Source organism: Corynebacterium imitans, from assembly GCF_000739455.1.
Taxonomy (GTDB): Bacteria; Actinomycetota; Actinomycetes; order Mycobacteriales; family Mycobacteriaceae; genus Corynebacterium; species Corynebacterium imitans.
Genome location: NZ_CP009211.1, coordinates 1970746 through 1995720, shown reverse-complemented (window position 1 = coordinate 1995720; position 24975 = coordinate 1970746). Strand labels below are relative to the sequence as shown.

Here is a 24975-nt window from a genome sequence, read left to right as displayed (position 1 = left end):
GGGCTATTGCTTCTCGACGCCCGCCTCACCCCTCGCAAGCGCCTCCAGCGCATCCATATGAGCCAGGAACGCGGCGCGCCCCTCCCTGGTAAGCGTGACCCACACCGTGTCCTTTTGCCTCGTGGACCCGTACTCGCGGAAGCGGGTGATATAGCCCGCTTCTTCCAGGGCGGTGAGTTGTTTGGACAGCGTGGCGTCGGAAAGCTGCGTGGCGTCGCGAAGCGTGCCGAAGCGCATCTCGTAGCGCACCTCGCCCTCGTAGGCGCCGGCGGCGTTGAGCGCTGCGCAGATTTTGAGCCGGTTGATGGGGTGAATGATGGGGTTAGTCATGGTACTTGCTCCAGGTCAGGCCGTACGCGGCGATAAAGCCGACCGTGAAGAGAACGCCGAGGGTGATGACGGCGGTGGTGCCGGCGGTCTGAGCGAGCATCATCACTGGGTAGGCGAGCAGCGGGGCGATGGCGGCCTTCCAATTGAGCTTCGGGTCCTCGCGCACCTCCTGCTTCATTGCGGTGCGTACTCCGCGTTTCGCGGAGAACTCAATCCATACGATGCCGACAATGCCGACGAGAAGGACGAGTAGCCCCCACGCGTGTCCGAGCAGCGTGAGCGTCATGCCTGCGCCGAAGCAGACGCTGGTGGCAGTGATGTGCAGCCACGGCACGCGCTGCGCGCTAGCTGTCGCGCGGGCCTCGGTTGCGCGTACAGCGGCGAGTGCCTCCCGGGCCTCGGCAGTATCCATGTTTTCCATAGTGGAAAGTATAGACCGCGGGGACGGTGTTGTCGCGGTAGTATTGAGCCATGCTTGACCGCGACGAACTCATCTTCAGCCAAACCAAGGCGCTAGGTACGGACGAGTTTGAGATCACTGACGCTGCAGGCACGCTTGTCGGCACCGCGCGGCAAACCCTCAAACTCAGTGACCTCTTCTCTAGCTCTCGCGGTACCGAGGTGCGCGATGTCGAAGGCAACCTCGTACTCGGGGTGACTGACCCGGTGAACCTGATCCACGATTCCTACGAGGTCCGGCTTGCCAATCCTGGCATGCTGCTGGCCACCCTGCGCACCCGTTTCGCCTGGCTCCGCACCAAGCTTAACTTGGAGATTGCGGGCTTTCCCGAGGTGGAAGTCGATGGCAAGATCATGGCCTTCGACTTCACGCTGACCAGCATGGGCCGCGAAATCGCCCGCATCACCGCCGAGTACTCAGGGATGGGCCGGATGATGATGGGCAAGACTACGTACCGCATCTCTTTTGCGCCCGGGCTCGACGAGCGCCAGCACGCCGCGATTCTGGGGTCTGCCGTGGCAATCGACATGTTGCGGCGAAAGCGGAGAAACAGTTCTTAGGCGGCCTTAAGTGAAATAAGCGCCCCCAGCAGGATTCGAACCCGCGACCAGCCGGGTAGAAACCGGATGCTCTAATCCACTGAGCTATGGGGGCATGCCGCGTCAGCCGTGTATGTGCTTTGCGGCCCGCTCATTGTAGCGCATGGCCAGTTAGGCACCCCAATCAATCGAAAGTAGGGTAGGGGGCATGTCTGAAGTGGGAGTTCGCAAGCGAGCCGTCCGGTCGTCCTGGCCCGTGTATGTCGTGGCATTTCTTCTCGCCGCGTTGATCGCCGGGGCGGTGGCGCAGTCCTTCTCGGGCGCGTCCCTTGCCGCGCTGGGTATCCCGGATCCAGGCGCGCTCACGACCGCCGGGCTGCCTGCGTTGCGCGGGGTGGTCTGGCTGCTTGCGGCGTTGTCCACTGGCTCGTTCATGCTGTCGGCGTGGTTGATCCCGCCGAGAATGCCCGAGGGTGAAAACGCGGATCTCAACGGGGCGCGTTTGACCGTCGATGGCGTGATCGCGTCGCGTACCGGCGGCTGGGCGCAGCTGGCGATGGCGCTGATTTCGCTGGTGATGATCCCGCTGGTGCTTTCCGACGTCTCCGGCCAACCACTCGCAGACGTCTTCTTCCAACTCAGCGCGTGGTCGGTCGCGCTGGAGCAAGTGGCCGAGGCGAAGGTCTGGCTGATTACCGCAGCGCTTTCGGCGGTGGTCGGTGGGGGAGCGCTTTTCGCCCGCAGCTGGTTCTCGCAGGTTGCTTTATTTTTTGGTGCGATCTGCACGATTATGCCGCTGGCGCTGACCGGGCACTCCGCCTCTGGTGGTAGCCACGACTTCGGAACGAACTCGTTGATTTGGCACCTGGTGTTCATGCTGCTGTGGATCGGCGGGCTGATGGCGTTGGTCGCGCACGGGCGCAGGCTTGGCCCCAACCTGGAGATGGCCGCGCGCCGCTACTCCATGATCGCTTTTGCCGCGCTCGTGGTCATGCTCGTGTCCGGCGTGGTCAATGCGCTGATCCGCGTGCGCCTGTCGGACATGCTGGACTACGCCTATGGTTGGGTGATCCTGATCAAATTCGGCGGCATCCTCGTGCTCGGTCTGATGGGGTTGGCACACCGCCAGATCACGCTGCCGCAGCTGGAAAAGCGTCCGGGTGCGTTTACCCGGTTTGCCGCGGTCGAGGTCGCCGTGATGGCAGCGATCGCGGGTATTTCCGTCACGCTGGGGCGTACGCCGCCCCCGCCGCCGCTGGACCCGAACCTCACGCCGATGCAGATCAAGCTGGGCTACAACCTGTACGAGCCGCTGACCTGGACGAATTGGCTGACCTTTTGGCGTCCGGAGTTGCTCTACAGCGTGATCGCCATCTGGCTTGCCGCGTATTACCTGCACCTGCTGCGCCGCGTCGACGGGTGGAACAACGTCCGGACGGCGTGGTGGCTGGCGGGCTGCGCCATGCTTGCGGTGACCATGAGCTCGGGGCTGGGGATGTACATGCCAGCCGCTTACTCGACGCACATGACCGTCCACATGATCCTGTCAATGGGTGTGCCCGTCTTTTTGGTGCTGGGAGCGCCTTTAACGCTGGTGCGCGAGGCCTACCCGGCCGGCGAGTTCAATCCGCGTCTGTGGGCGGAGAGCTTCCAGCGCTCGAGGTTCCTGCAGATTGTGACCTACCCGCCGGTATCGGTGGTGCAGTTTCTGGTGCTGTTCTACGTCATGTACGTCTTCCCCTCGCTATACGCGCTGATGATTTCAGAGCACGCGGGCCACGTCCTGATGAATGTGGTGTTTTTGGTCTCGGGGTACTTCTACTTCTGGGAGCTGATTGGCATCGACGAGATCCCGGGGCGCGCCTCGGCGAAGGTGCGCCTGGCCTGGCTGTGGGTGTCCATGCCGGTCCACCTGTTCATGGGTGTCTACCTCATGCAGCTGAACTTCGTGTTGGCGGAGGATTTCTATCGTTCGCTGCTGTTGCCGTGGGAGCCGGACCTGCTGCACGACCAGAAGGTCGGTGGCGGCATCGGTTGGGCATCCGGTTCCTTCCCGCTCGTGATTGTCTTTGCGGAGCTGTTCCGAGCTTGGCTGTCGGAGGATAGGCGCGAAGCAGTCGAATCTGACAGGCGTGAAGAAGAAACGGATGACGAGGAATGGCGCAGGTATAACGAAATGCTGGCGCAGTACAACGACAGGTAGCTGCGGGAATACGAATATTTCGCGCTACCCCTTCCCTTTTCTTTAGATTCGTGTAATCTGTGTCCCGGGCGGTAGTTTTGTTTAGTTCGTTGCCGTCCCGCAATAACACACGACAGAATCTGCATGAAGAAAAGGACTTTGAACCATGAGCCACCTGCACACTCACCTGCACGGCAACCTTATTGAAGATCCGGTGTTCCGCACCTTTGAGAACTCGGATGCTTCACTTACCAAATTCCGGCTTGCTGCCTCGCGCCGCAGGCTCGTCACTCAAAAGAGCGATACCGACGGCGCGCCGGGCGCGAATGCCAACCAGGTCTGGGAGGACACAGACCAGCTGTATATCGACGTCGAGTGCTGGGGCCAGCTCGCCGTCAACGTCGCCGCCTCACTGAAGAAGGGTTTCCCGGTTTCCGTCTGTGGCAAGCTCGTTACCGAGACGTGGGAGGTCGACTCTGCTGACCCGGAGAAGGGCAAGGAGATGCGCTCCAAGATCGTGCTGAAGGCGCACCAGGTCTCCTTTGATCTTTCGCACTACCAGGTCAGCAGCGTGCGCTCCGTGCCGACCGGCAACACACTGCAAGGGCAGAAGCCGTTGGAACCGAAGTCGAAGTGGGACCTGGTTAGCGGGGGAGGGGATGAGCACCGGGTCAGCGCGGAAGATGCCCTCGAGCAAGTGAATAAAGCGAAGGAGCGAGAGAAGGTGGGCGCGGCCGCCGGCGGTGAAAAGGTGGCGGCTGGGAAGGGGGAGGCGGACACGCCGCCCTTTTAGTACCTACGGCGGGCCATATGCAGTCGCCGAAATGATGTAGTCTGTGGAAAGCATTTGCGCATATCTCACAGTCAATTTCACAAGAGGGGACTTCACGTGGCTGAGTTCATCTACACGATGAAAAACGTACGCAGGGCCATCGGTGACAAGGTCATTCTGGACAATGTCACCATGGCCTTCTACCCCGGCGCCAAGATCGGTGTCGTGGGGCCCAACGGCGCGGGTAAGTCGTCGTTGCTCAAGATCATGGCTGGCATTGACCAGCCGAACAACGGCGAGGCTTTCCTCCAGCCCGGTGCTTCGGTGGGCATCCTGCTGCAGGAGCCGCCGCTGAATGAGGAGAAGACGGTGCGTGAGAACGTCGAGGAGGGCCTCGGCGACATCTTTGAGAAGAAGGCTCGCTTCGAGCAGATCGCCGAGGAGATGGCCACCAACTACTCCGATGAGCTCATGGAGGAAATGGGCAAGCTCCAGGAGGAGCTCGACGCCGCCGATGCCTGGGAGGTAGACTCCAAGATCGAGCAGGCGATGGAGGCGCTGCGCTGCCCGCCGTCGGATTCGCCGGTCACCAACCTCTCTGGTGGTGAGCGTCGCCGCGTTGCGTTGGCGAAGCTGCTGCTGTCCGAGCCGGATCTGCTGCTGCTCGACGAGCCGACGAACCACCTCGACGCCGAGAGTGTCCTCTGGCTGGAGAAGCACCTGCAGAACTACCCGGGTGCCGTGCTGGCTATTACCCACGACCGCTACTTCCTGGACAACGTCGCTGAGTGGATCTGCGAGGTCGACCGCGGTCAGCTTTACCCGTATGAGGGTAACTACTCCACCTACCTGGAGAAGAAGGCGGAGCGCCTCGAGGTTGCTGGCAAGAAGGACCAGAAGCTGCAGAAGCGCCTGAAGAAGGAACTGGACTGGGTCCGCTCCTCGCCAAAGGCGCGTCAGGCGAAGAACAAGGCGCGTCTCGAGCGCTATGAGGAGATGGCCGCAGAGGCGGAGAAGTACAAGAAGCTGGACTTCGAGGAGATCCAGATCCCGACCCCGCCGCGCCTGGGCAACAAGGTCGTCGAGGTCGAGCACCTGGACAAGGGCTTCGACGAGCGCATCCTGATTAAGGATCTGTCGTTTACTCTGCCGCGCAACGGCATCGTGGGCGTGATTGGCCCGAACGGTGTGGGTAAGTCCACCCTGTTCAAGACCATCGTGGGTCTGGAGGAGCCGGACGCCGGTTCCGTCGTGGTCGGCGACACCGTGAAGCTGTCCTACGTTGACCAGGGCCGCGAAAACATCGACCCGGAGAAGACCGTGTGGGAGGTCGTTTCTGACGGGCTGGATTACATCCACGTTGGCCAGAACGAGATGCCCTCGCGCGCCTACCTGTCCGCCTTTGGTTTCAAGGGCGCTGATCAGCAGAAGCCGTCGAAGGTGCTCTCCGGTGGTGAGCGCAACCGCCTCAACCTTGCGCTGACGCTGAAGCAGGGCGGCAACCTGATCCTGCTCGATGAGCCGACCAACGACCTGGACGTGGAGACCCTCGGCTCGCTGGAAAACGCGCTGCAGGCGTTCCCGGGCTGCGCTGTGGTCATTTCGCACGACCGCTGGTTCCTGGACCGCACTTGTACCCACATCCTGGCCTGGGAAGGCAACGTTGAGGAAGGTAAGTGGTACTGGTTCGAGGGCAACTTCGGCGACTACGAGAAGAACAAGGTCGAGCGCCTCGGCGAGGAGGCCGCGAAGCCCTCGCGCGTCACTCACCGCAAGCTCACCCGCTAAGCCTCGCCCGCTTGTCGACGCCCCGCTGCCGGCCCCACCGCACTTGGATCAAGTGCCGGGCCCGTAGCGGGGCGTTGGTTCTGCGGTAGCATGTCGGCAGTATGGCACCCGGAAGACCCGGGTGCAGGTGCAAACTACTGCGAATCACTGAGCAAGGAGCGGAGACCATGGCTGAACAAGAAGAGCGCAAGGCGCAATCCCAAGCAGAAGGCGCTGGGCAGGCCCCGCACGTCCATACCGTCCCGCTGCGCTGGGGCGACTTTGACCGCTACGGGCACGTGACCAACTCGGCCTACATCGAGATCGCGCAGGAAGCGCGCCTGGCGTTTGCGCAGAAGTTCTTCGAGGCACAGGGTCACGAGTTTGTCGTCTTCGTTCGCCGCGTGGACGCGGACTACATCCGCCCGGTGCTGCCGAATACTACCGAGCTGCGGGTGGAAACCGAGGTCGTCCGCCTGGGCAACACCTCGTTTACCACTCGCCAGGAGATCAAGGACGCGCAGGGCAAGATCTGCTGTGTTGTGGAAACCGTGCAGGTCACCGTCGATACGACGACGACTGCGCCGCGTGAGATCACGCAGAAAGAGATCGGCATCCTTACCCGCGTGGCCTCCAGCATCGAGGAAGCGGACGGGGAGTAACGGGAAAATTGATGGAGTCGCTTCGAGTGACTGACGGCGCGCCGGGCCTGACCGCCCTTGTCGGGCGGGCCACCGGGTTGGATGCCACGGCGTCTGCGCGCTTTCAGGTGTTGCAACCTGGGGGCGGGAATGATCCGGCCGTTGACGTGTTCGTGACGACCCCCTTCGATTGCCTCGCTGCGCGCCGCGTGGCGGGCGAGGCCTCGCGCGACGGTGCAGTGGTAGCGGCAAGTGATCTACTTGCGGCGCTGCAGGCGGGCCGCGAAGAGGTCGGTACCGCGCGTGATGCCAACTGGCCGGGGGCGCTGCCGCCGAAGGATGGCTTCATCGCCCGCGACGAGGTGCCGGTATCGGTCGCGCGCCAGCTCGCCGACAAGGGGCGCGAGCTCGCCCGACAATTTTCCGGACCACTCGGCCCGCCGAAGTCATTGCTGGAATCGACGGTGCTCACCGTGGACGCCGAATCAGACCAGTCTGTTGAGGTACCGATGCGCATGATTTTTACCTGCACTGCGCTCGGGCTGATTCCGGGCTTCGCCGCGCCTATCGACGTCCCGCGCCATCTGCGGATCGCCACCGCCGGGCGGTGGGTGCGCATGGACGCCCCCTTCGGCTCGGTGTACCATTCAACCGGCCTCGGCCTGTTTGTGTAGTGGGCACCTAGTACGAGCGTGGCCCCTGGTTGATCATCATGTAGGCGACGCGCTGCATGTGGTTCCACAGTGCGAACCGGTAGGCCTCCGGCAGCTCCTCGGCGCTGAACTGGTCGAGTGAGTGCTCCATGAGGCTGAGCCAGCGATCTGCTTCCGGCTCGCCGATGGCGAAGGGGAAGTGGCGTCGGCGCAGCATGGGATTGCCGCGTTCCTGCTGGTAGGTGCGTGGGCCGCCCCAGTACTGGACGAGGAACCAGCGGAGTCGGTCCTGGGCTCCCTCCCAGTCGTCGTCCGGGTACATCGGCCCGATCAGGTCATCGTTTTTGACCTGGGTGTAGAAGCCTTCGACGAGGCGGTCGAAGAAGTCCTGCCCCAGGGCGTCGTAAAGCGAGTGCTCCTGCTCGGCGGGATTATTTGTCATGGGAAGGGCCCCTTTCGGTGATCTTTTCGCGCGGGTCATTGCGCAGCAGCATTGGCTCGGAGCCCGGCAGGCGGACGTCGGCTTCCTGCATGGCTTCGAGGATTTGCTCGTACATGAAGCGGCTCACGCCCCATTGCGCGCCCGGCATCGTGTCCACTGTGACACGGTAGGTGAGGTGGTCGGTGCTGAAGTTGGACACGCCGAGCAGCTCCGGTTCGCCGATGATGTCGCGGCGGACGTGCTCGTCCTGCGCGGCGGTGCGCGCGGCGCTGATGATCACGTCGGCGGCCTTGGAAGGGTCAGCGAACAGCGAGACGGGCACCTCCATGCGAGCGACAGAATAGCGGTCCGAGTTGTTGCCCACCTGCTCGATGTCGCCGTTGCGGATGTACCAGAGGGTGCCGTCGATGTCGCGCAGCGTAGTGATGCGCATTGTCATGTCCTCGACGGTGCCCTCGACGTCGTTAACGGCGATGACATCGCCGACGCCGTACTGGTTCTCCAGCAGGATGAACATGCCGGACAGGAAGTCCTTCACTAGTGACTGCGCGCCAAAGCCGAGGGCGACGCCGACGATACCGGCGGAGGCGACCAGGGGAGCGACGTTGATACCCATCTGATCCAGGATGGCCATGATGGCCCACACCCAGATAACGATGGCGGCAAACGAGCGGCCAACGTTCGACAGTGTTTTGAAACGGGCGATGCGGCGTTGCTCCTGGGAGCGCGCCTGTGGGGAGTCGGCGGGTGCCGCGCCGCGGCGGAAGCGGCCGTTGCCGGTGGGCTTGTCAATGGCCTTCTTCGTCGCGCGGTTGATCAGGCGACTGGAAGCCCAGTGGGCGAGCAGAGCCACCAGGATGATGACCAGGATCCAGAACGGGCGTGTAACAAAATTTTGTTGGGTTTCTGGGTCATTCCACCATGCGCTGAGGCCGGAGACCGCTTCGGTCACACGTTCTTCGGTGCTCTCTGGCGCGGCGGACAGGATGTACGTGGGGGAAATCGTTGAAAAATGCATCGAGAGCGAGTGTAGACATCCGAGCTGTGCGCGAGGTGTGACCGCAGAGGGTCGGAGGCGCGTGCATATAAATACCGCGGGAACCAGACTAACTGAACCGCTTGGTCTACACTGCGGGGAAAGCTCCTTCTACTGAGGGCGATACCCCCACTACGAAGCAACGAAAGGCAACGCGATGACCTCTGGTTTTTCCACAGATTCCATCCATGCCGGCTATGAACCGGACAGTCTGTACGGACCGATTAACACCCCGATTTATGCCTCGACCACCTTCGCCCAGGACGGGCTGGCCAAGCTGCGCGGCGGCTACGAGTACACGCGCGTGGGCAACCCAACCGTGACCGCGCTGGAGAAAACAGTCGCGGCACTCGAGGGCGCGGACTACGGCGTGGCGTTCGCCTCGGGCATGGCTGCGATCGACTCGCTGCTGCGTATCCTGCTCAAACCGGGGGACCACATTGTTATTGGCAACGACGCCTACGGCGGCACCTACCGCCTGATCCAGCAGGTCTTTAGCCTGTGGGGCGTGGAGAATACGGTGGTCGATATCACCAATACCGATGAGGTTGCCGCGGCGATTCAGCCGAACACCAAGGTGGTGTGGGTGGAAACGCCGACGAACCCGCTGCTGGACATCGCCGACATCACCGCGATCTCCAAGGTCAAGGGCGGGGCAACGCTGGTGGTGGACAACACCTTTGCCTCCCCCTACCTGCAGAAGCCCTTCGAGCTGGGCGCGGATGTCGTGCTGCACTCGACCACCAAGTACATTGGCGGCCACTCCGACGTGGTCGGCGGCATTGTCTGTGGCCGGGACGCGCAGCTGGAGGAAGACCTGCGCTTCTTCTTCGGCTGGGTCGGCGCGATTCCCTCGCCCTTCGACACTTATCTCACCGGCCGCGGTTTGAAGACGCTTGCCGTGCGCATGGATCGCCACTGCGACAATGCGGAGGCGGTCGCCGAGTACCTCGAAGGCCAGGAGTGTGTGGCCAAGGTTCACTATCCGGGCCTTGAGACCCACCCCAGCCACGAGGTGGCGAAGCGACAGATGAAGCGTTTCGGCGGCATGGTCTCTGTTGAATTCCAGACCGAGGAGCAGGCGCAGAAGTTCTGTCTTTCCACGAAGCTGTTCTGTCTGGCGGAGTCGCTCGGTGGGGTGGAAAGCCTGCTCGAGCACCCGGCGACGATGACCCACCTGGCCGTCAACGGCTCGGAGCTGGAGGTCCCTCGCGAGCTCGTGCGGATCTCGGTGGGCATCGAAGACGCCGAGGACCTCATCGCCGATCTCGAGCAGGCGATCGCCGCGCTCTAGTTCGCTGCGGCGTCGCAGGCGCGGTTGCGCACCGCGCGCGCGACCCGGTCCTGTCCCTCCGCGAGGATGCGCTTGAGACCTGCGGGCACGGAGGCGTCGTGAAGCAGGGCGTCGGCCTTGCGCACCGCTTCCTCGGTCACGGCCCAGGTGGGGTACATGCCCTCGAGGGTGCGCTGCGCCATCTCGTTGGTCAGGCGGTCCCACAGGGCGGGCGCGATGCGGAAGTACTCGTCGGTGAACGAGTCCAGGTCGACGTCGGTGCCCTGCGGGTTGAAGGTGAGCCCGTCCATGATGCAGCGCGCCTCAAGGTTGGTTAGATCCTCGTTAACCAGCGTGTCCCAGGCCCACTGTTTCTCCACTGTCGCGCGGCAGCGCAGGCGGGAGATCACACCCTCCGAGGAGGTGTCCTTTTCCTCGTCTGCGGCCGAAAGCGGCACCTCGTCCGCGGCAATCAGGCTGGTCAGCGCCAGCCAGCGCACCTCCTGGTTCTCCGAAGTCTCAAGCAGCTGCTTCAGGTAGGCGACCGTTGCATCGTTCGGGGTCAGCCGTGCCAGCGCACGGTCGAAAATCGCTGCGGGCTCGGCGCCGCGGAAGGCGTCGTTCAGCAGCGCGAAGCCCTCTGCCTGCCAGGACGGGTCGACGTACTGCTTGACCGCAAGCGTGGCCTGGGCAAGCAGGCGCTCCTGCACGCTCGGCTGGTCTTCTGCGGCGCCGTGCTTGGCCACCAGGCGGACGAACTCGCGGGCCGGGAGGGCCCCGTCGCGCACCGACTCCCACAGCGAGGACCACACCAGGGTGCGAGCCAGCGGGTTGGTGATTTGGCCCAGGTGCTCGAGTGCGAAGCGCTGGTGTTCGGGGGTGAGCCCCATCTTGCAGTAGGTGAGGTCCTCGTCGTTGACCAGCGCGAGGTCGTGGTCGACGCCAGCGAGCTCGGGCACCTCGGTGCGGGCACCGTCAACGTCGAGGGTGACGTGGTGGGTGCGTTGCACGTGGCCGTCGACAAGCGAATAGAGGCCCACGGTGACGCGGTGGGTGCGCATGACCTCGGATTCCTGCACCACCGCGAAGCTGTCCGCAGTGATTTCTGGGCGCAGGATAGATACGCCGGTGGTGCGCAGCCACTGCTCAGACCAGCTCGACAGGTCGCGGCCGGAGGACTTTTCAAGCGCGGAGAGCAGGTCGGCGAAGGTGGCATTCGCGTGCGCGTGGTTGCGGAAGTGCTGCTGCACGCCCGCGAAGAACTCGTCGCGGCCCACATATGCCTGCAGCTGCTTGAGAACGGAGGCACCCTTGGCGTAGGTGATGCCGTCGAAGTTCTGCTCCGCGGTCTCAATATCCGGCGCGTCCGCGGCGATCGGGTGGGTAGTGGGTAGCTGATCCTGCTGGTAGGCCCAGGCCTTCTCCACGGCGGCGAAGGTGGTCCAGGCATTTGGGTACTCGCCGATCTCCGTCTGCGCGATCGCTGCGGACCAGGTGGCGAAGGACTCGTTGAGCCACAGGTCGTCCCACCACTCCATGGTGACCAGGTCGCCGAACCACATGTGCGCCATCTCGTGCAGGATGGTGTCATTGCGGCGCTCGAGACGGTACGGGGTCGGCTCGGAGGTAAAGACGTACTCGTCTCGGAAGGTCACCGCGCCCGCGTTTTCCATCGCGCCCATGTTGTACTCGGGGCAGAAGATCTGGTCGTACTTGCCGAAGGGGTAGGCCACGCCGAAGTTTTCGTGGTAGTACGCAAACCCGTCCTTGGTCTGGCGGAACAGGCGCTCGGCGTCCAGGTGCTCCATGAGCGAGGCGCGGGCGTAGAGGCCGAGCGGGATCTCGCCGTGGGCATCGGAATAGGTGTCAGTGACGTGTTCGTACTCGCCAGCGATGACGGCGATGAGGTAGGTGGACAGCGGGTAATCCACCTTCGCCGACCAGGTGTTGCCCTCGCGGGTGGCGGCCTCGTTGAGCACTACGGTGTAGTGCTCCGGGGCGGTGACGTGGATGTCGTAGGTGGCCTTGATATCCGGCTGGTCAAAGCAGGCAAAGACCTTCATCGCCATCGCGGGTTCGAACTGGGTGTACAGGTAGTCCTTGTTATCGACCGGGTCGGTGAATTTGTGCAGGCCCTCACCAGTGCGGTTGTAGGTGATCGTGGCGTCGACGACGACGGTGTGCGCGCCGTCGCTCAAGTCGAGCTTCGCGCCCTCGATTGGCGCGCCGTCGAGTGTGGCGGAAAAGGAGTCAGCCACCAGGTCGAAGAAGGTCTCGCCCGCGGTGGAATCGAAGGTGATCGTGGTCTGCGAGCGGAACTGCTCGGCCTCGGTGACGTCGAGGTTGATGTCGTAGTGGACGTTGGAAATCAGGCCGACGCGGTGGCGCGCGTCGGCGCGAGTGAGATTAGTTTTCATGGCCCCAACATACTCGCCGCGCAAGAATCGCTACTGTGGGGGCAACTGCTTTAAAGGAGTGAAGGAGAACACTATGGCCCAGTCCGTGACGTTTTGGTTCGACGTGTCCTGCCCGTTTTGCTGGCTGACTTCTCGCTGGATCAAGGAAGTAGAAAAGGTCCGTGATATTGAGGTTGAGTGGGTGCCCATGTCGCTGAGCGTGCTGAACCAGGGCCGCGACCTGCCGGAGGCCTACGCGCGCAAGATGGAGGCCAACTGGGGGCCTGCCCGCGTGTTTACTAAGGTTACGGAGGAAGCCCCGGAGAAGCTCGACGCCCTCTACACCATGATGGGCACGATGATCCACACCGAGGGAGAGGACGGTAAGGAGGGCTACGGTGCCTACGACGAGATCATCGGTGCCGCGCTCGACGCGTGCGACCTGCCGCCTCAGTTCGCGGATGTGGCCAACTCCGAGGCGGTGGATGAGCAGCTGCGCGCCTACCACCAGCAGGCGATGGATAATGTCGGCGACGAGGTCGGCACGCCCGTGGTCAAGCTCGGGGACACCGCGTACTTCGGCCCCGTGATCACTCGGGTCCCCACCGGCGAGGAGGCAGGCAAGCTTTTTGACGCCTCCGTGTCCCTTGCTTCCTACCCCTACTTCTTCGAACTGAAGCGCTCCCGCACCGAAGATCCCCAGGTGCGCGGATAGGCTCGGGTAGGCTCAGTCGCATGCGTATTTATCTAGGAGCAGACCACGCCGGTTTCGAGCGGAAGAACCAGATCAAGGCCCACCTGGAAAAGGCGGGCCACGAGGTGATCGACTGCGGCGCCCACGAGTACGACGCCGCGGATGACTACCCGGCGTTTTGTATCGCCGCCGCCGAGGCAGTGGTGGCAAACCCCGGCTCGCTCGGCATCGTGCTGGGCGGGTCCGGCAATGGCGAACAGATCGCCGCGAACAAGGTCAAGGGCGCGCGCTGTGCCCTTGCGTGGTCGGTAGAGACCGCGAAGCTGGCGCGCGAGCACAACAACGCCCAGCTCATCGGCATCGGTGGCCGTATGCACACCGAGGAAGAGGCACTCGCAATCGTCGACGCCTTTGTCTCCCAGCCGTGGAGCGAGGAGGAGCGCCACCAGCGCCGCATTGACATCCTGTCCAAGTACGAGGAGACCGGCGTGGCCCCGGAGGTTCCAGGGAACTAGGGAAGGCCTTCGCGTTTTCGTGATCGAGCCCGGAGTGTGTCTCCGGGCTTTTTCGCGCCTAAAAGTTTCGAGTATGGTCGGAAAACTGCGCTGAATTGGAAAGTTTTCCGACTATAGTCGGAAAACTTCTACAAGACGGGGAGTTTTCCGATTATGATCGGAAAACGTGAAGACCTTTCCTCGTCCACAATATTTGGCGGAGCTCAATGCGATCACCGGCAATGACCTCGTCCGCCTAGTCACAGGTGTGCGGCGCAGCGGGAAATCCACGTTGTTGCAGCTGTACCGCGAACAGCTGGTTGCCGGTGGAGTCGATCCGTCGCACATTCTCACCATCAACTTCGAAGACATGGCAAACGACCACCTTCGCGATGCGACCGTGTTTCACGACTACGTGCGCGAAGCGATCAGCAATGGGGTCTCCCACCTTCACGTTGACGAAGTGCAAGAGCTTGAGCAGTGGGCACGCGTGATCAATTCGTTGCGTGCGTCGGGCGAGGTTGAGATCTGCGCGACCGGCTCGAACGCCTCGATGTTCTCCGGCGAGGGACTCACCTATCTGGCGGGCAGATACGTCACCGTCGAGGTTTTCCCGCTCTCTTTGGCCGAGTTCCGACTCTTTACCGCTACCCCGGAGCAGGAGCCGACGGAAGCGTCATATCAGCGGTGGATGACCACCGGTGGGTTCGCACGCAGCGTGCTTGCATCCGGTCCGGAACTTACCCGCCAGCTCAACAGGGATCTCTTCGACTCAATCTTCACCAGGGACATCGCGCTTCGCGGACAAGTCCGCGATACTGCGGTGTTTCTCCGCGTCGCTGCGTTCGTCCTTGATAATTCCGGCTCGCCCCTTTCTGCCAACAAGATCGCAAACACCCTGAAGTCCAATGGCGCGAAAATCAGTGCGGACACGGTGGATAAGTACCTACAGCTGATGGAGGACGCACACCTCATTTATCCTTGCCACCGCTACGACACCCGCGGCCGCGGGTGGCTCAAATCCAACCCGAAGTACTACTGGGTTGACGCGGGGCTGCGCGACGCACTCACTGGCAGACGCGACTCCAACGCCGGGCACGACTTGGAAAACCAGGTATACCTCGAGCTGCGACGCCAGCGATTCGAAGTGTGCACAGGCGTCGGACGCGGCGGTGAAATTGATTTTCTTGCGCGCCGGGCTGACGACACGTTCTATATCCAGGTTGCACTCACAGCCTTAGACTTGCAGGTTCGGGCGCGTGAGCTCTCTTCTTTTGAAGGGCTTCCGGCAGGTGCGCGCTGCGTCCTGCTTACCGGTGACCGGCTCGACTTAGATACGGGACATGTCGAACAGCGCAATGCGTTCGACTTCCTTGCCCGCGCTGCCTTGCTCTGAGGCCGAGACGGTCCCGCCGCGTCAGCACGGCGGGGCGGGGATGCCCAGCGTGCGCGCCATCTCCGTGAACTCAGCCGGGCCTAAGGAGCCGGCCCCGGCGGGGATGTTCGCCCACAGGTCAACGCCGGTGACGACGGGTAGCTCCTCCAGGTTGAGCCGCGTGGCTAGGTCCGGCTCTGCTGGCAGTGACCCGCCGATCAGCCCGGCGACGCGCACGTCACGGCGCTGCGCCTCGCGGACCGTGAGCTCCGCAGCGTTGAGGCTACCGAGCCCCAGCGAGGTAACGACGACAAGCGGCGCGCGCAGCTCCGCGGCGATCTCGGCGATTGTGTATTCGTCGGCAAGGCGCACGAGCAGCCCGCCCGCACCCTCGACGAGAGTCACGCCGTCGTGTGAGGCGTCGAGATTAAGGATCCACTCGCAGACTGCTTGAAGCGACGGCACCTGCATGTCGGCGCGCCGGGCGGATAAGTTCGGCGCGAGCGGCTCGGGGAAGCGGGCGAGCTCGTGCGTGCGCACCCCGGTCAGTCGCGCGACGGTGTTGGCGTCGCCTGAGCCTTCAGGCTCGCCGGTCTGCAGCGGCTTGGCCACGCGGACGCTCAAACCCGCGTCCTGCCAGGCAGCGGCAAAGGCTGCGGTGGCGATGGTCTTGCCCACATCCGTGTTCGTGCCGGTGACTACAACGATCATTGGTACTGCTCCTTGCTTGCTGCCTGCGCCGCGGCGACGACGGCGCGGCCGATTTGGCGAGTCTGGTCTTCGGTGCAGATAAACGGCGGCATGGTGTAGATGTTGCGCCCGAACGGCCTGATCCACACGCCTTGGTCTACCGCTGCCTGCGTGGTGGCGGCCATGTCCACGTCGAAGGCCATTTCCACCACGCCGATAGCGCCGAGGATGCGGACGTCGGCAACGCCCTGGATCTCGCGGGCGGGCGCGAGCTCCTCGGTAAGCCAGCCCTCGATATTGCGGGTTTGCTCGCGCCAGTCGCCCTCTTTGATCATGGCGGTAGCCTCGGCTGCCACAGCGCAGGCCAGCGGATTGCCCATGAAGGTGGGCCCGTGCATGATCGCGGCCGGCTCCATGCCGGCGGCGACTTCGTCGGTGGTGAGCACGGCGGCGAGCGTCATGAACCCGCCGGTGATCGCCTTGCCCACGCACAGGATGTCGGGGACCACACCGTTGTCCAGGGTGGTAAACAGCTGGCCGGTGCGGCCGAAGCCGGTGGCGATCTCGTCGGCAAGCAAGAGGACGCCGTGTGTGGTGCACAGTTCGCGCACGCCGCGGACGAGTTCGGCGTCGTGGAAGCGCATGCCGCCAGCGCCCTGGACGACCGGCTCGATGATCACCGCGGCGACGTCGTCGGTGATCAGTTTTTCGAACTCGGCGAGGTAGGCCGCGCGCTCCTTATCGCTCGCGCCGCGCACCGGCGGTGCAGGGGCGAAGTACTGCTCGGCGAGCACGCCTTGCCACATCGAGTGCATCCCGCCGTCGGGGTCGCACACGCTCATCGCAGCGAAGGTGTCGCCGTGGTAGCCGGAGCGCCAGGTCAGCAGCCGGTTGCGCTCGGGGTGCCCGGTGCCGCGGGCATACTGCAGCGTCATCTTGATGGCCACCTCGACTGAGACGGAACCGGAGTCAGCCAAGAAGACGCGGCTGTAGTTCGGCCCCGCCTCGCCGCTGGTCAGTTCTAACAGGTTTTGGGTCAGCCGCGCGGCGGGTTCGTGGGTGAGTCCGCCGAACATGACGTGGGACATCGCATCGATCTGTTCGTGGGCGGCGCGGATCAGCCGGGGGTGTCCGTGGCCATGGGCTGCGGCCCACCAGGACGACATGGCGTCGATAAGCAGGCGGCCATCGGCGAGTTCGAGATACACGCCGTGGGTGGCGGCGACGGGCAGGTTGCCGGAGCCTGGCGCGGCGTAGGGGTGCCAGATGTGCGCGGTGTCGATGGCCGCGAGTGTCTCGGGCGTCATGGGGGCCTTTCGTTGCTATTGGTGGCGGTAGGGAACCTTATTGAACACCGTACAACTGGGAGTGTAGGTTGAGTCACATGACCTACTTTTCGGTGCGCATGCGCGCCAACACCCAGGGTCGGCACATCTCTGGCGCCGAGCGCATCGTGGATGCTGCACACGTCGCTGAAACCTGCGCGCAGCTCGCACAACGCGCGCTCGACCACCCGAAGGGCGAGGCAGCGCAGACGCACCTGACCGTGGAGGCGCTCGACGTGGCTGCGATTACGCACGCCGATGCCCTGCGCGTCGACGTCGCTGAGTGCGCGGACCCGGACGCCGCGCGCGCTGTGATCCACGGGCTGCTTGCGCCGCTGACCCCGCACGTGGACGCACTGATCCGTGAGACGTTTGCCGCCCGCGACATGCGCGGCGCGATGCTCGTGTGTGCAGGCACCGGCGCGCGTCTGGAGCCGGACTGCGAGCGCGGCGTGCGGGTCAGTCACATGGACACGCTCGAGTACACACAGGCCACCGGCAAGGACGCCGCGCGTGAAGCGCTCGTGTTGGCCAGCAAAGTTGCCGCGCACCCGGACGTGATCGCCGAGCTGTGTATCTCGGACGACCCCGAATACACCACCGGGTATGTCGCCCACGCAGGCACGTACACGCGCATCCCGCACATCAAACCTGCCGGCTCGCGAGCTGGGGCGCGCGCCTTCCTTGTCCGTGAGGGTGCCGACATCCCGGCGTTGATCGACTACCTGGAGCGTCAGCCGGTGCTCATCCGGACTGAGGCGCAGGCATGAACGATGCGTCTTCGCTAGCACGCGTCGCCGCCGCGAACCTGGATGCGTGGCGCGAGCGCGGCCTGTGGCGCAGCCCCGCCGTCTTCGCTAGCGGGCAGGAGCCCACTGCCCGCCTGCGTGCAAGCGCTGCGGCAGACGCACGCGAGGCGGTCCTGTTCAGCTCCTCGAACTACCTGGGGCTGGCCGAGGACCCGCGCGTGGTGGCCGCCGCGGTCGCCGCCACCGAGGAATTCGGTGCAGGCTCCGGCGGGTCGCGCCTGACCACCGGCACCAGTGACCTGCACCTTCGCGCCGAGTCCGCCGTCGCCCGCTTCACCGGGTACGCGGACGCCGTGCTCTTTGCCACCGGCTACCAGGCCAACGTGTCCACCCTCCAGGCGCTCGCCGCTGCCTGCCGGGGGCCGGGGCTGACGATCGTCTCGGACGCGAAGAACCACGCCAGCATCATCGACGGCTGCCGCCTCGCCAAAGCCAGCGGGGCCGAGGTGCGCGTCGTGGAGCACCGCGACATCGCGGCGATCGATCGCGCGCTCGCCGAACGCACAACCGAGCACGCGCTCATGGTCACCGACGGGCTGTTTTCCATGGACGGCGTGTGCGCGCCGCTGCCAGAACTGATCGACGCCTGCCAGCGCCACGGCGCATGGAGCATGCTTGACGACGCCCACGCCATCGGCACCATCGGCGCAACCGGCCGCGGCCTGCCGGAGCACTTCGGCGTGCGCCCAGACATCCAGCTCATCACCGCCAGCAAGGCGCTCGGGGCGGAGGGCGCGGCCGTGGCGACCAGCGCGCCGGTCGCCGAGTTGTTGCGCCAGCAGGCGCGTTCGTTCGTCTTCTCCACCTCGCCTGCGCCCGGCACGTGCGCGGCGATCACGGCGGCGGTGGAGATCCTGGAGTGTGACCCGGGTCCGGTGCAGCGGTTGCACGCGAACATCGCCAGGTGGCATGTGCGCCGCGGCACTGAGGTGCACGATCCCGCCGGTGCCGGGCCGATCGTACCCGTGCACGTCGGGGACGAGGCGGCCGCAGTGGAGGCCGCCGCGCAGCTATCCGAGCGCGGCTTCATCGTGCCAGCAATCCGCTGGCCCACGGTGCCGCGGGGCGAAGCGATCCTGCGCGTCACACACATGGCCACGCACGCGCCCGCGCAGATCGACGCGCTGTGCGAAGAGCTCGAGCGCTTGGGACTCTAGATGTCTGCGTAGTCGGCGGGGTGGGGGCCGATGCGGCCGAACTCCTCCTCATCGAGCGAAATCAACGCCGCCATCTCGTCCTGCGTCAGCTCGAAGTCGAAGACGTCCAGGTTCTCTGCTATCCGCGCGGGTGAGGTTGTCTTGGGGAAGACGATGACCTTGTTCTGAATGTGCCAGCGCAGCACGACCTGCGCGGGCGTCTTGCCGTGCGCCTCAGCAGCGTCGGTGATCTCCGGGTAGTCCTCAAGGTCCAGCTCGCCGCCGCCGAGTGGTGCCCAGCCTTCGATCGCCACGCCGTGCACCCGCATTGCGTCGAGCTCCTTCCAGCGCTGGAACAGCGGGTGCAGCTCCACCTGGTTGACCGCGGGCGTGACGTCGGTGGCCATTTCCAAATCGTCGATGTGGGCGGGCAGGAAGTTCGACACCCCGATCGAGGTTGTCAAGCCCGCATCGCGCAGCTGGATCATGGACTTCCACGCGTCCACGTACGCGCCCTGCGAGGGCACCGGCCAGTGGATCAGGTACATATCCACGTGGTCCAAGCCAAGACGTTCGAGCGACTCGCCAAGCGCTGCGTCGGCGTCGCGGTGCTGGTCGTTCCACAGCTTCGTCGTCACATACAGCTCGTCGCGTGGGATGTTGGAAGCGGCGATCGCACGGCCCACGCCCTCTTCGTTGCCGTAGATGTACGCGGTGTCGAGGTGCCGGTAGCCCGCCTCGAGCGCCGCCAGCGTGAGTTCTTCGGCGCGCGCAGGGTCCACGCGGTGGAGGCCGTAGCCGAGCTGGGGGATCGACGTGGCGTCGTTAAGCTGCAGGCGCGGGATTGCTGAGGTCATGAGGTTCCTTAAGTGGGGTTAGCGCTGCGTGACGTTGCCCGTCTTTGCAGCGAGCGGCGCGACGAGCACGGGGCGGGCGAGCGCCCAGCCGCCGGCGATGATCGCCGCCGCGACGACAAAGAGGACGGTGCCGGTCCAGCCAGTCGGGTCGTCGGTCGCGGCGAACATGGCGTTGAGGTTGCCGCGCAGCCCCGTGGTCGCCACGAGCACGATGTGGATGAGCAAGAACACCACGAAGAAGATCATGGTGGGGAAGTGCAGCGCGCGGGCGGTGCGCATGGACGGGAAAGTCCAGCGCTTCGGCCACACCGGGCTCATCCGCGCGCCCGAGATGATCGCCAGCGGGGAGGCGACGAACACGACGAGGAAGTACGACAGTTCCTGCAGCGCGTTGTAGTAGACCCACGGGTTTTCGTTCGGCCAGTCCAGGCTCAGGTACTGGATGCCCGCCGAGAGTGCGTGCGGGAAGACCTCCCAGCTCGTGGGCACGATGCGCATCCACTGGCCGGTGGCAAAGAGCAGCACGTAGAAGATCACGCCGAGCACGACCCATGCCAGGTCAAGCACCAGGTGGAGCCACAGGTTCACGGAGATCTTCTCCCGCGGCCTCGTGCGCGGTGCCCAATACGCCGCGGGCTTCGCTTCTCGACGCTGCGTCAACCCCGTCTTGACCAGCATGGCCATCAGGAACATGTTGAAGAAGTGCGACCACGCCAGCCACGAAGGCAGCCCGACCGGCGCGGAGTCCGGCAGCGGCTGACGACCGTCGTAGCGGGTGATGAAGTCCGCGCCCGTCTCCGTGCCGACAAACCAGCGCGCGGCCAGCACGCCGATCACAGCCAGTACGACCAGCGCCGCGCCCCACAGCCACGGGGCCTTGCTTGGCTTGGCCTTCGGTGCCGCCTTGCCCGCCGCCTGCCGCTTCTGCGGCGCGGGGTTCTGCTGTGCTGGTTTCTGCGGTGCCGGCTTTGGCTGCGTCGGTTCCGGTGCTGGTGCGGTTGGCTCCGGCGCGGCTTCTGCGGCCGCGGACTCCTCCGGCGCGTGCTTCGGCGCGGGGATCTGTGCGGTCTCGGTCTCCGGCCAGGCGGCACCGCCCGGTATGCGCGGCAGTCCGCGGCGCAGCGGCACGGTCACCAGCTCGGTGACTGGCTCCGGTGTCGAGTCCGCGGCCGCGGACTCCTCGGGCGCATGTTTCGGTGCGGGGACCTGTGCGGTTTCGGCCTCCGGCCAGGCGGCGCCGCCCGGGGTGCGCGGCAGGCCGCGGCGCAGCGGCACGGTGATCAGTGCTGCTGCCTGGGTGTCGGCCGTCTCGGCGTCGGCGGCTGCTGCGCGGGGTGCTTGCGCTACCTCGGCAGTGGTGACCGGGGGCCACGGTGCCCCGCCGGGCACACGCGGCAGGCCCTGACGTACGGGTACCTGCATAAAGCGCCTACTTCCTGGACTCGAGCTCGTCGATAATGTCGGGCACCACATCGAAGAGGTCGCCGATGATGCCGAAGTCGGCGACCTCAAAAATGGGGGCGTCCTCGTCGTTGTTAATCGCCACGATGGTGTCCGCGGTCTGCATGCCGACCAGGTGCTGGCCCGCACCGGAAATACCGATACCGATGTAGAGCTTCGGCGAAACCAACACACCCGTCTGGCCGATCTGCGCCTCATAAGGCACCTGATCCTCGTCCACCGCGGAACGGGTCGCGCCCACCGCGGCACCGAGGGCGTCGGCAAGACCGCCGACGAGTTCTTCGAACATGTCGGCATCGCCAAGTGCGACGCCACCGGCAACAACCGTGTCAGCCGTGGTCAGCTCCGGGCGGGTCGAGGTGCGCTCGTCCTTCACGCTTTCGAGTACTTCCGCGAGGCGGCGCTCGTGCGCTTCCCCGGAGACTTCCACGACCTCACCGGCTGCCGCCTCCGCGCGCGCCTCGACGCTGCCCAAACGCAGCGTGATCACCGGCGCGGAGTGCGTCGCCGCAGCCACGGCAGTAAAGGCGCCGCCGTAGTTGGAGTGGTCGGTGACAATACCCTGCTCGTCGCGGCGGACCCCGACGGCATCCGTGAGTACGGCACGGCCCAAGCGCACGGCTACGCGCGCAGCCAGGTCGCGGCCACGTACGTCGTGGGAGGTGAGGATGGCTGCGGGGTTGAAGGTCTCGGCGGCGGCCAACGCGGCGTCGATAAGCGAAAGCTCGGAGACTGCGACCTTGGCCGCGCCGAGCGCACCGAGCGCCTCGGCGTGTGCGGCGCTGGTGGCGAGCACCACGGGCGTGCCGAGCGTGCTGGCGGCGCCGATGAGTTCCGCGGCCGCCGGGTCGGGCGAGCCATCAAGAGTATCGGCGAGCAGGACGAGAACCGGATCTGTGCTGGTCATTGGGGCTCCTAACTAGATAAGGTTCTTGGACTCGAGGAAGTCGACGAGCTGTGCAGCGGAGGTGGAGGACTCGTCAATGATCTCACCCTGCTCACGCGGCGGGCGGCGGTCAATGCTCACCATGATCGCGCGTGCCGGCGTGTAATCCTCCGCGTCAATGCCCAGATCGTCCAAGTTCAGCGTGGTCAGCTCCTTCTTCTTCGCCGCCATCAGCCCCTTGAAGTTGGGGAAGCGCGCGTCCGCGAACTCGTCCGACACCGCCACGACCGCAGGCAGCTCTGCGCGAAGCTTGGAAGTGACGTGGTCGCCCATCTGGGTCGCCGTGACCTGCTTGCCCACGACCTCAAGCTCCGTGAGATTCGTCAGCGTGGGCCAGTTCAGCAGCTCGCCCAGCATCGGCGCGATCACGCCAGTGCCGCCATCTGAGGACATCGTGCCCGCAATCACCAGGTCGTAGTTGCCGCGGCGGATGACCTCCGCGAGCACTGTCGCCGTCATCGTCGCGTCCGCGCCAATGAGGCGGTCGTCCGTGACCATCGTCGCGTCGTTCGCCCCCATCGCGATCCCGCGGCGCACCGACTCCGCCGCTTGTTCGGGCCCGACCGAGAGCACCTCAACGTGCACGTCGTCCTTGCCCAGCTTCTCCGCGATGAGCAGTGCCGCCTCGACCGCACGCTCGCCGACCTCATCGGCGGCGACCTCACCTGTGCGGTCCGTCAGACCAGTCTCCAGGTTCATGTCGCGGTCGCTGTAGGTGTCCGGGACTTCTTTCAGCAACACTGCAATGCGCACTGCGGCTCCTTATATATGGGGCAATTGAACGCCATGCAGTCTATCGCGCGCGCTCTCGCCTGTGCTTATCGACGCCCCGTCACAGGTCAAAGCCGCCAAAATCCCCAAAGTCAAAGCCACCGCCGTCGAACAGGCCGCCACCGGCATCCCCACCAGCCGCGTCGCCCATGTCACCAGCGGCGAAGTCCCCACCAGCGTCTCCGACGTCCCCGCCGGAGAAGTCTCCGGCCGCAAATGTATCCGCCGAGGGGGTGCCCGCCATGCCCGCGAACATGGCTGAATAAAACATCATGGAGCTTGCCGCCCACACGCCAGTCATCATTGCCGGGCCCCACCATGCGGACGAGTACCAGCCAGCCGGCACCGGCCGGCCCGCCACTGCGCCGCCGGGGTAGTAGTGCGGCGTGGCCGGTGTTGCGTGAGGCGAGGCCGTGACCGTCGTGCCGTCTTCCTGACGGACCGTGCGCTCCTCGGTCACGCGTCCCGCACCGCGTTGGCCCTCCAGCTCAGGCAGCGCAGGGCCCGCGGGCATGCCCATTAGCTCGCGGGCGGCGTTGACGTAATACAGGCCCTCCAGCGCCGACTCGCGCGCCAGCTGCGCCTGCTTGACCGTCTGCGCAGTTCCCAGCGCGGAGTTTGCCGCATTGAAGCGCTCAGAAGCATCGGCTAACGCCTGCGACGACGCTGCGTCACTGCCACTTAGGCTCAGCACCTGTGAGCCCAAACGGTCTGTCCACCGTTTCGCGTCCGCCACAGCATCATCCAGCTGCTGCTGGTCAAGCTGCTTGCGGTTACTCCCACTACTGCTCAGTAAATATGCGCCCACACCGACCACGGCGAGGACAAGAATCAGCGACAACATGAACCCCACGTTCTTGATTAGCTATCTTTCGTTGCTTACCCAGACCAACGTATTAAGGGCAGTAAAAGTTCCGCTTGGGGCGAGTTTGGAATGCGTGTCACGCTTAAGCTACACTTTTCCGGTAGCGTTTTGCGCGACTGGGAATGTCGTATAGTGGCTAATACCTCAGCCTTCCAAGCTGAAGACGCGGGTTCGATTCCCGTCATTCCCTCCATAAGAACGTCACTCTGGATACAAAGAATCCTGGCCCGGCCGGGACGTATCTGGGGTGGCGTTTTCGCTGTTCTGGCGGGGTTTTGCCGGTTCGGGGTGACCGGTGGCGGCAAGCCCCACGCGTCTACACGTATTAGCAAAGTGTGGCTCGCCACATATTGTCAATAGGGTTGTGATCTGACAGACACTGTATTAATGTTTTGTCATCGTGCAATCTCAAGCAAAGGGGCCTACCTTGAAACGCACACTCCGAGCTTCAATTGTCATCACCGCCTTGGCCCTCACGTTCGGCCTCGGCACAACACCAGCATGGACTGAAGAAACACAAGATGCCAACACACAGCTCACTTCAGTAAGTCACTACTTGACCACAGACCAGCTTCAGGGGTTCAGTCTTGACGCTCTTGACGTCGGCGAGTCGCAACCCGTCCGACCGGATGAGTTCAAAACTTACGGATACTACCCTGGTGGGCTGAACGGTGCAGAAGCTAGGTTCTGCGCGCAACCCGGGAACTGGGGTAAATGCGCATCCGCTAAATCGGCAGCAGATAATGCACTTGCAAGATCCCAGGCCAAGTTCGACAGGGATTCTCCGAATCAGGGTAAAGGTGACGCTTACCGCCACTGCTATTGGAGTGCCAGAATGACCATCGACATGGGCGCGGGAGAAGCTCAGGGGTTCGGTGATCGCCATGAAGCTGGATCTTCTGGCCGTGATAAGGAGATGGATCTCGCTAACAGCGCAACTGGTCGATCAGTTGGTCAAAGCTATCGCACCTATGATAGCGCCTCCAACCGTTGTGAATGGCTTGCACGCAACAACTGGTTGGTGACGTTACGGTAGCTGACCAGAGTCCCATGAGTCGTGA

Annotated in this window: 25 protein-coding genes and 2 tRNA genes; 14 read left to right on the top strand and 13 right to left on the bottom strand. The window is 64.3% G+C overall.

The window, feature by feature from the left end:
* Positions 1 to 3: 3 nt before the first annotated feature.
* Positions 4 to 330 carry a transcriptional regulator gene (locus CIMIT_RS09325; protein ID WP_038592134.1) on the bottom strand — a complete coding sequence of 109 codons (327 nt, stop codon included), beginning with the start codon at positions 328 to 330 and terminating at the stop codon, positions 4 to 6.
* A complete protein-coding gene (locus CIMIT_RS09320) occupies positions 323 to 751 on the bottom strand; it encodes a hypothetical protein (RefSeq protein ID WP_144311841.1) in 429 nt (142 codons plus the stop codon). Before CIMIT_RS09320 ends, CIMIT_RS09325 begins: the two co-directional genes overlap by 8 nt.
* A 50-nt stretch (positions 752 to 801) precedes the next feature.
* Here CIMIT_RS09320 and CIMIT_RS09315 point away from each other — a divergent pair, with 50 nt between their 5' ends.
* Positions 802 to 1350, top strand: a complete 549-nt coding sequence (locus CIMIT_RS09315; protein WP_038592126.1) for an LURP-one-related/scramblase family protein — start codon at positions 802 to 804, stop codon at positions 1348 to 1350.
* A gap of 20 nt (positions 1351 to 1370) precedes the next feature.
* Here the strand turns inward: CIMIT_RS09315 and CIMIT_RS09310 are convergent.
* Positions 1371 to 1444 (bottom strand) — tRNA-Arg (locus CIMIT_RS09310).
* Between the two features lie 93 nt (positions 1445 to 1537).
* Here CIMIT_RS09310 and CIMIT_RS09305 point away from each other — a divergent pair.
* From CIMIT_RS09305 to CIMIT_RS09285, 5 genes are all read left to right on the top strand, one after another.
* Positions 1538 to 3532 carry a cytochrome c oxidase assembly protein gene (locus tag CIMIT_RS09305; protein ID WP_038592123.1) on the top strand — a complete coding sequence of 665 codons (1995 nt, stop codon included), beginning with the start codon at positions 1538 to 1540 and terminating at the stop codon, positions 3530 to 3532.
* Between the two features lie 145 nt (positions 3533 to 3677).
* A complete protein-coding gene (locus CIMIT_RS09300; protein ID WP_051904926.1) occupies positions 3678 to 4304 on the top strand; it encodes a single-stranded DNA-binding protein in 627 nt (208 codons plus the stop codon).
* 96 nt (positions 4305 to 4400) lie between these two features.
* Positions 4401 to 6071: an energy-dependent translational throttle protein EttA gene (gene ettA / locus CIMIT_RS09295; protein WP_038592120.1), complete on the top strand. Its 1671-nt coding sequence runs from the start codon at positions 4401 to 4403 to the stop codon at positions 6069 to 6071.
* Positions 6072 to 6238: 167 nt separating this feature from the next.
* Complete coding sequence (locus tag CIMIT_RS09290) at positions 6239 to 6712, top strand: acyl-CoA thioesterase (protein WP_051904925.1); 474 nt, start codon at positions 6239 to 6241, stop codon at positions 6710 to 6712.
* 11 nt (positions 6713 to 6723) lie between these two features.
* Positions 6724 to 7365, top strand: coding sequence for a hypothetical protein (locus CIMIT_RS09285; protein WP_038592116.1), 642 nt, complete (start codon positions 6724 to 6726; stop codon positions 7363 to 7365).
* A gap of 7 nt (positions 7366 to 7372) precedes the next feature.
* On the opposite strand, the gene CIMIT_RS09280 is transcribed toward CIMIT_RS09285, so the two are convergent.
* Together CIMIT_RS09280 and CIMIT_RS09275 are read right to left on the bottom strand one after the other, a co-directional pair.
* Positions 7373 to 7786: a globin gene (locus tag CIMIT_RS09280; protein WP_038592114.1), complete on the bottom strand. Its 414-nt coding sequence runs from the start codon at positions 7784 to 7786 to the stop codon at positions 7373 to 7375.
* The gene (locus CIMIT_RS09275; protein WP_084674331.1) at positions 7776 to 8804 is read right to left on the bottom strand and encodes a mechanosensitive ion channel family protein; all 1029 of its coding nucleotides are present in this window, start codon (positions 8802 to 8804) and stop codon (positions 7776 to 7778) included. The genes CIMIT_RS09280 and CIMIT_RS09275 overlap by 11 nt, the downstream gene beginning before the upstream one ends.
* A gap of 175 nt (positions 8805 to 8979) precedes the next feature.
* On the opposite strand from CIMIT_RS09275, the gene CIMIT_RS09270 reads away from it, so the two are divergent.
* On the top strand, positions 8980 to 10116 hold the full coding sequence (locus tag CIMIT_RS09270; RefSeq protein WP_038592112.1) for a cystathionine gamma-synthase: 1137 nt from the start codon (positions 8980 to 8982) through the stop codon (positions 10114 to 10116).
* Here the strand turns inward: CIMIT_RS09270 and pepN are convergent.
* On the bottom strand, positions 10113 to 12512 hold the full coding sequence (pepN, locus tag CIMIT_RS09265; protein WP_038592110.1) for an aminopeptidase N: 2400 nt from the start codon (positions 12510 to 12512) through the stop codon (positions 10113 to 10115). The two genes, CIMIT_RS09270 and pepN, sit on opposite strands and share 4 nt — an antisense overlap.
* 73 nt (positions 12513 to 12585) lie before the next feature.
* Here pepN and CIMIT_RS09260 point away from each other — a divergent pair, with 73 nt between their 5' ends.
* The 3 genes from CIMIT_RS09260 (at position 12586) to CIMIT_RS09250 (ending at position 15075) form a co-directional block, all read left to right on the top strand.
* On the top strand, positions 12586 to 13206 hold the full coding sequence (locus tag CIMIT_RS09260) for a DsbA family protein (protein WP_038592107.1): 621 nt from the start codon (positions 12586 to 12588) through the stop codon (positions 13204 to 13206).
* A gap of 20 nt (positions 13207 to 13226) precedes the next feature.
* Positions 13227 to 13700 (top strand): ribose-5-phosphate isomerase, encoded by a 474-nt coding sequence (locus CIMIT_RS09255; RefSeq protein ID WP_038592104.1) that lies wholly within the window; start codon positions 13227 to 13229, stop codon positions 13698 to 13700.
* Positions 13701 to 13866: 166 nt separating this feature from the next.
* Entirely contained in the window at positions 13867 to 15075 is a 1209-nt protein-coding gene (locus tag CIMIT_RS09250) for an ATP-binding protein (RefSeq protein ID WP_038592101.1), read from the top strand.
* A gap of 21 nt (positions 15076 to 15096) precedes the next feature.
* Here the strand turns inward: CIMIT_RS09250 and bioD are convergent, their stop codons facing one another.
* Entirely contained in the window at positions 15097 to 15765 is a 669-nt protein-coding gene (bioD, locus tag CIMIT_RS09245; RefSeq protein ID WP_038592087.1) for a dethiobiotin synthase, read from the bottom strand.
* Entirely contained in the window at positions 15762 to 17051 is a 1290-nt protein-coding gene (locus CIMIT_RS09240; RefSeq protein ID WP_038592084.1) for an adenosylmethionine--8-amino-7-oxononanoate transaminase, read from the bottom strand. Before CIMIT_RS09240 ends, bioD begins: the two co-directional genes overlap by 4 nt.
* 77 nt (positions 17052 to 17128) lie before the next feature.
* Between CIMIT_RS09240 and CIMIT_RS09235 the strand changes: the two genes are divergently transcribed.
* Together CIMIT_RS09235 and CIMIT_RS09230 are read left to right on the top strand one after the other, a co-directional pair.
* Positions 17129 to 17839, top strand: coding sequence for a 6-carboxyhexanoate--CoA ligase (locus CIMIT_RS09235; protein WP_038592080.1), 711 nt, complete (start codon positions 17129 to 17131; stop codon positions 17837 to 17839).
* The gene (locus tag CIMIT_RS09230) at positions 17836 to 19035 is read left to right on the top strand and encodes an aminotransferase class I/II-fold pyridoxal phosphate-dependent enzyme (protein ID WP_038592077.1); all 1200 of its coding nucleotides are present in this window, start codon (positions 17836 to 17838) and stop codon (positions 19033 to 19035) included. The genes CIMIT_RS09235 and CIMIT_RS09230 overlap by 4 nt, the downstream gene beginning before the upstream one ends.
* Here the strand turns inward: CIMIT_RS09230 and CIMIT_RS09225 are convergent.
* The 5 genes from CIMIT_RS09225 to CIMIT_RS09205 all read right to left on the bottom strand — a co-directional run bounded on the left by CIMIT_RS09225 (position 19032) and on the right by CIMIT_RS09205 (position 23893).
* Positions 19032 to 19871, bottom strand: coding sequence for an aldo/keto reductase (locus CIMIT_RS09225; protein WP_038592074.1), 840 nt, complete (start codon positions 19869 to 19871; stop codon positions 19032 to 19034). The two genes, CIMIT_RS09230 and CIMIT_RS09225, sit on opposite strands and share 4 nt — an antisense overlap.
* An 18-nt stretch (positions 19872 to 19889) precedes the next feature.
* On the bottom strand, positions 19890 to 21293 hold the full coding sequence (locus tag CIMIT_RS09220; RefSeq protein WP_084674330.1) for a cytochrome b/b6 domain-containing protein: 1404 nt from the start codon (positions 21291 to 21293) through the stop codon (positions 19890 to 19892).
* A gap of 7 nt (positions 21294 to 21300) precedes the next feature.
* Positions 21301 to 22239 carry an electron transfer flavoprotein subunit alpha/FixB family protein gene (locus tag CIMIT_RS09215; RefSeq protein ID WP_038592071.1) on the bottom strand — a complete coding sequence of 313 codons (939 nt, stop codon included), beginning with the start codon at positions 22237 to 22239 and terminating at the stop codon, positions 21301 to 21303.
* A 12-nt stretch (positions 22240 to 22251) separates the two neighbouring features.
* Positions 22252 to 23031: an electron transfer flavoprotein subunit beta/FixA family protein gene (locus tag CIMIT_RS09210; RefSeq protein ID WP_038592068.1), complete on the bottom strand. Its 780-nt coding sequence runs from the start codon at positions 23029 to 23031 to the stop codon at positions 22252 to 22254.
* A 79-nt stretch (positions 23032 to 23110) separates the two neighbouring features.
* Entirely contained in the window at positions 23111 to 23893 is a 783-nt protein-coding gene (locus CIMIT_RS09205; protein ID WP_038594623.1) for a hypothetical protein, read from the bottom strand.
* 139 nt (positions 23894 to 24032) lie between these two features.
* Between CIMIT_RS09205 and CIMIT_RS09200 the strand changes: the two genes are divergently transcribed.
* A tRNA-Gly gene (locus CIMIT_RS09200) sits at positions 24033 to 24107 on the top strand.
* Between the two features lie 234 nt (positions 24108 to 24341).
* Positions 24342 to 24950 (top strand): DUF6973 domain-containing protein, encoded by a 609-nt coding sequence (locus CIMIT_RS12620; protein WP_144311840.1) that lies wholly within the window; start codon positions 24342 to 24344, stop codon positions 24948 to 24950.
* Positions 24951 to 24975 lie beyond the last annotated feature (25 nt).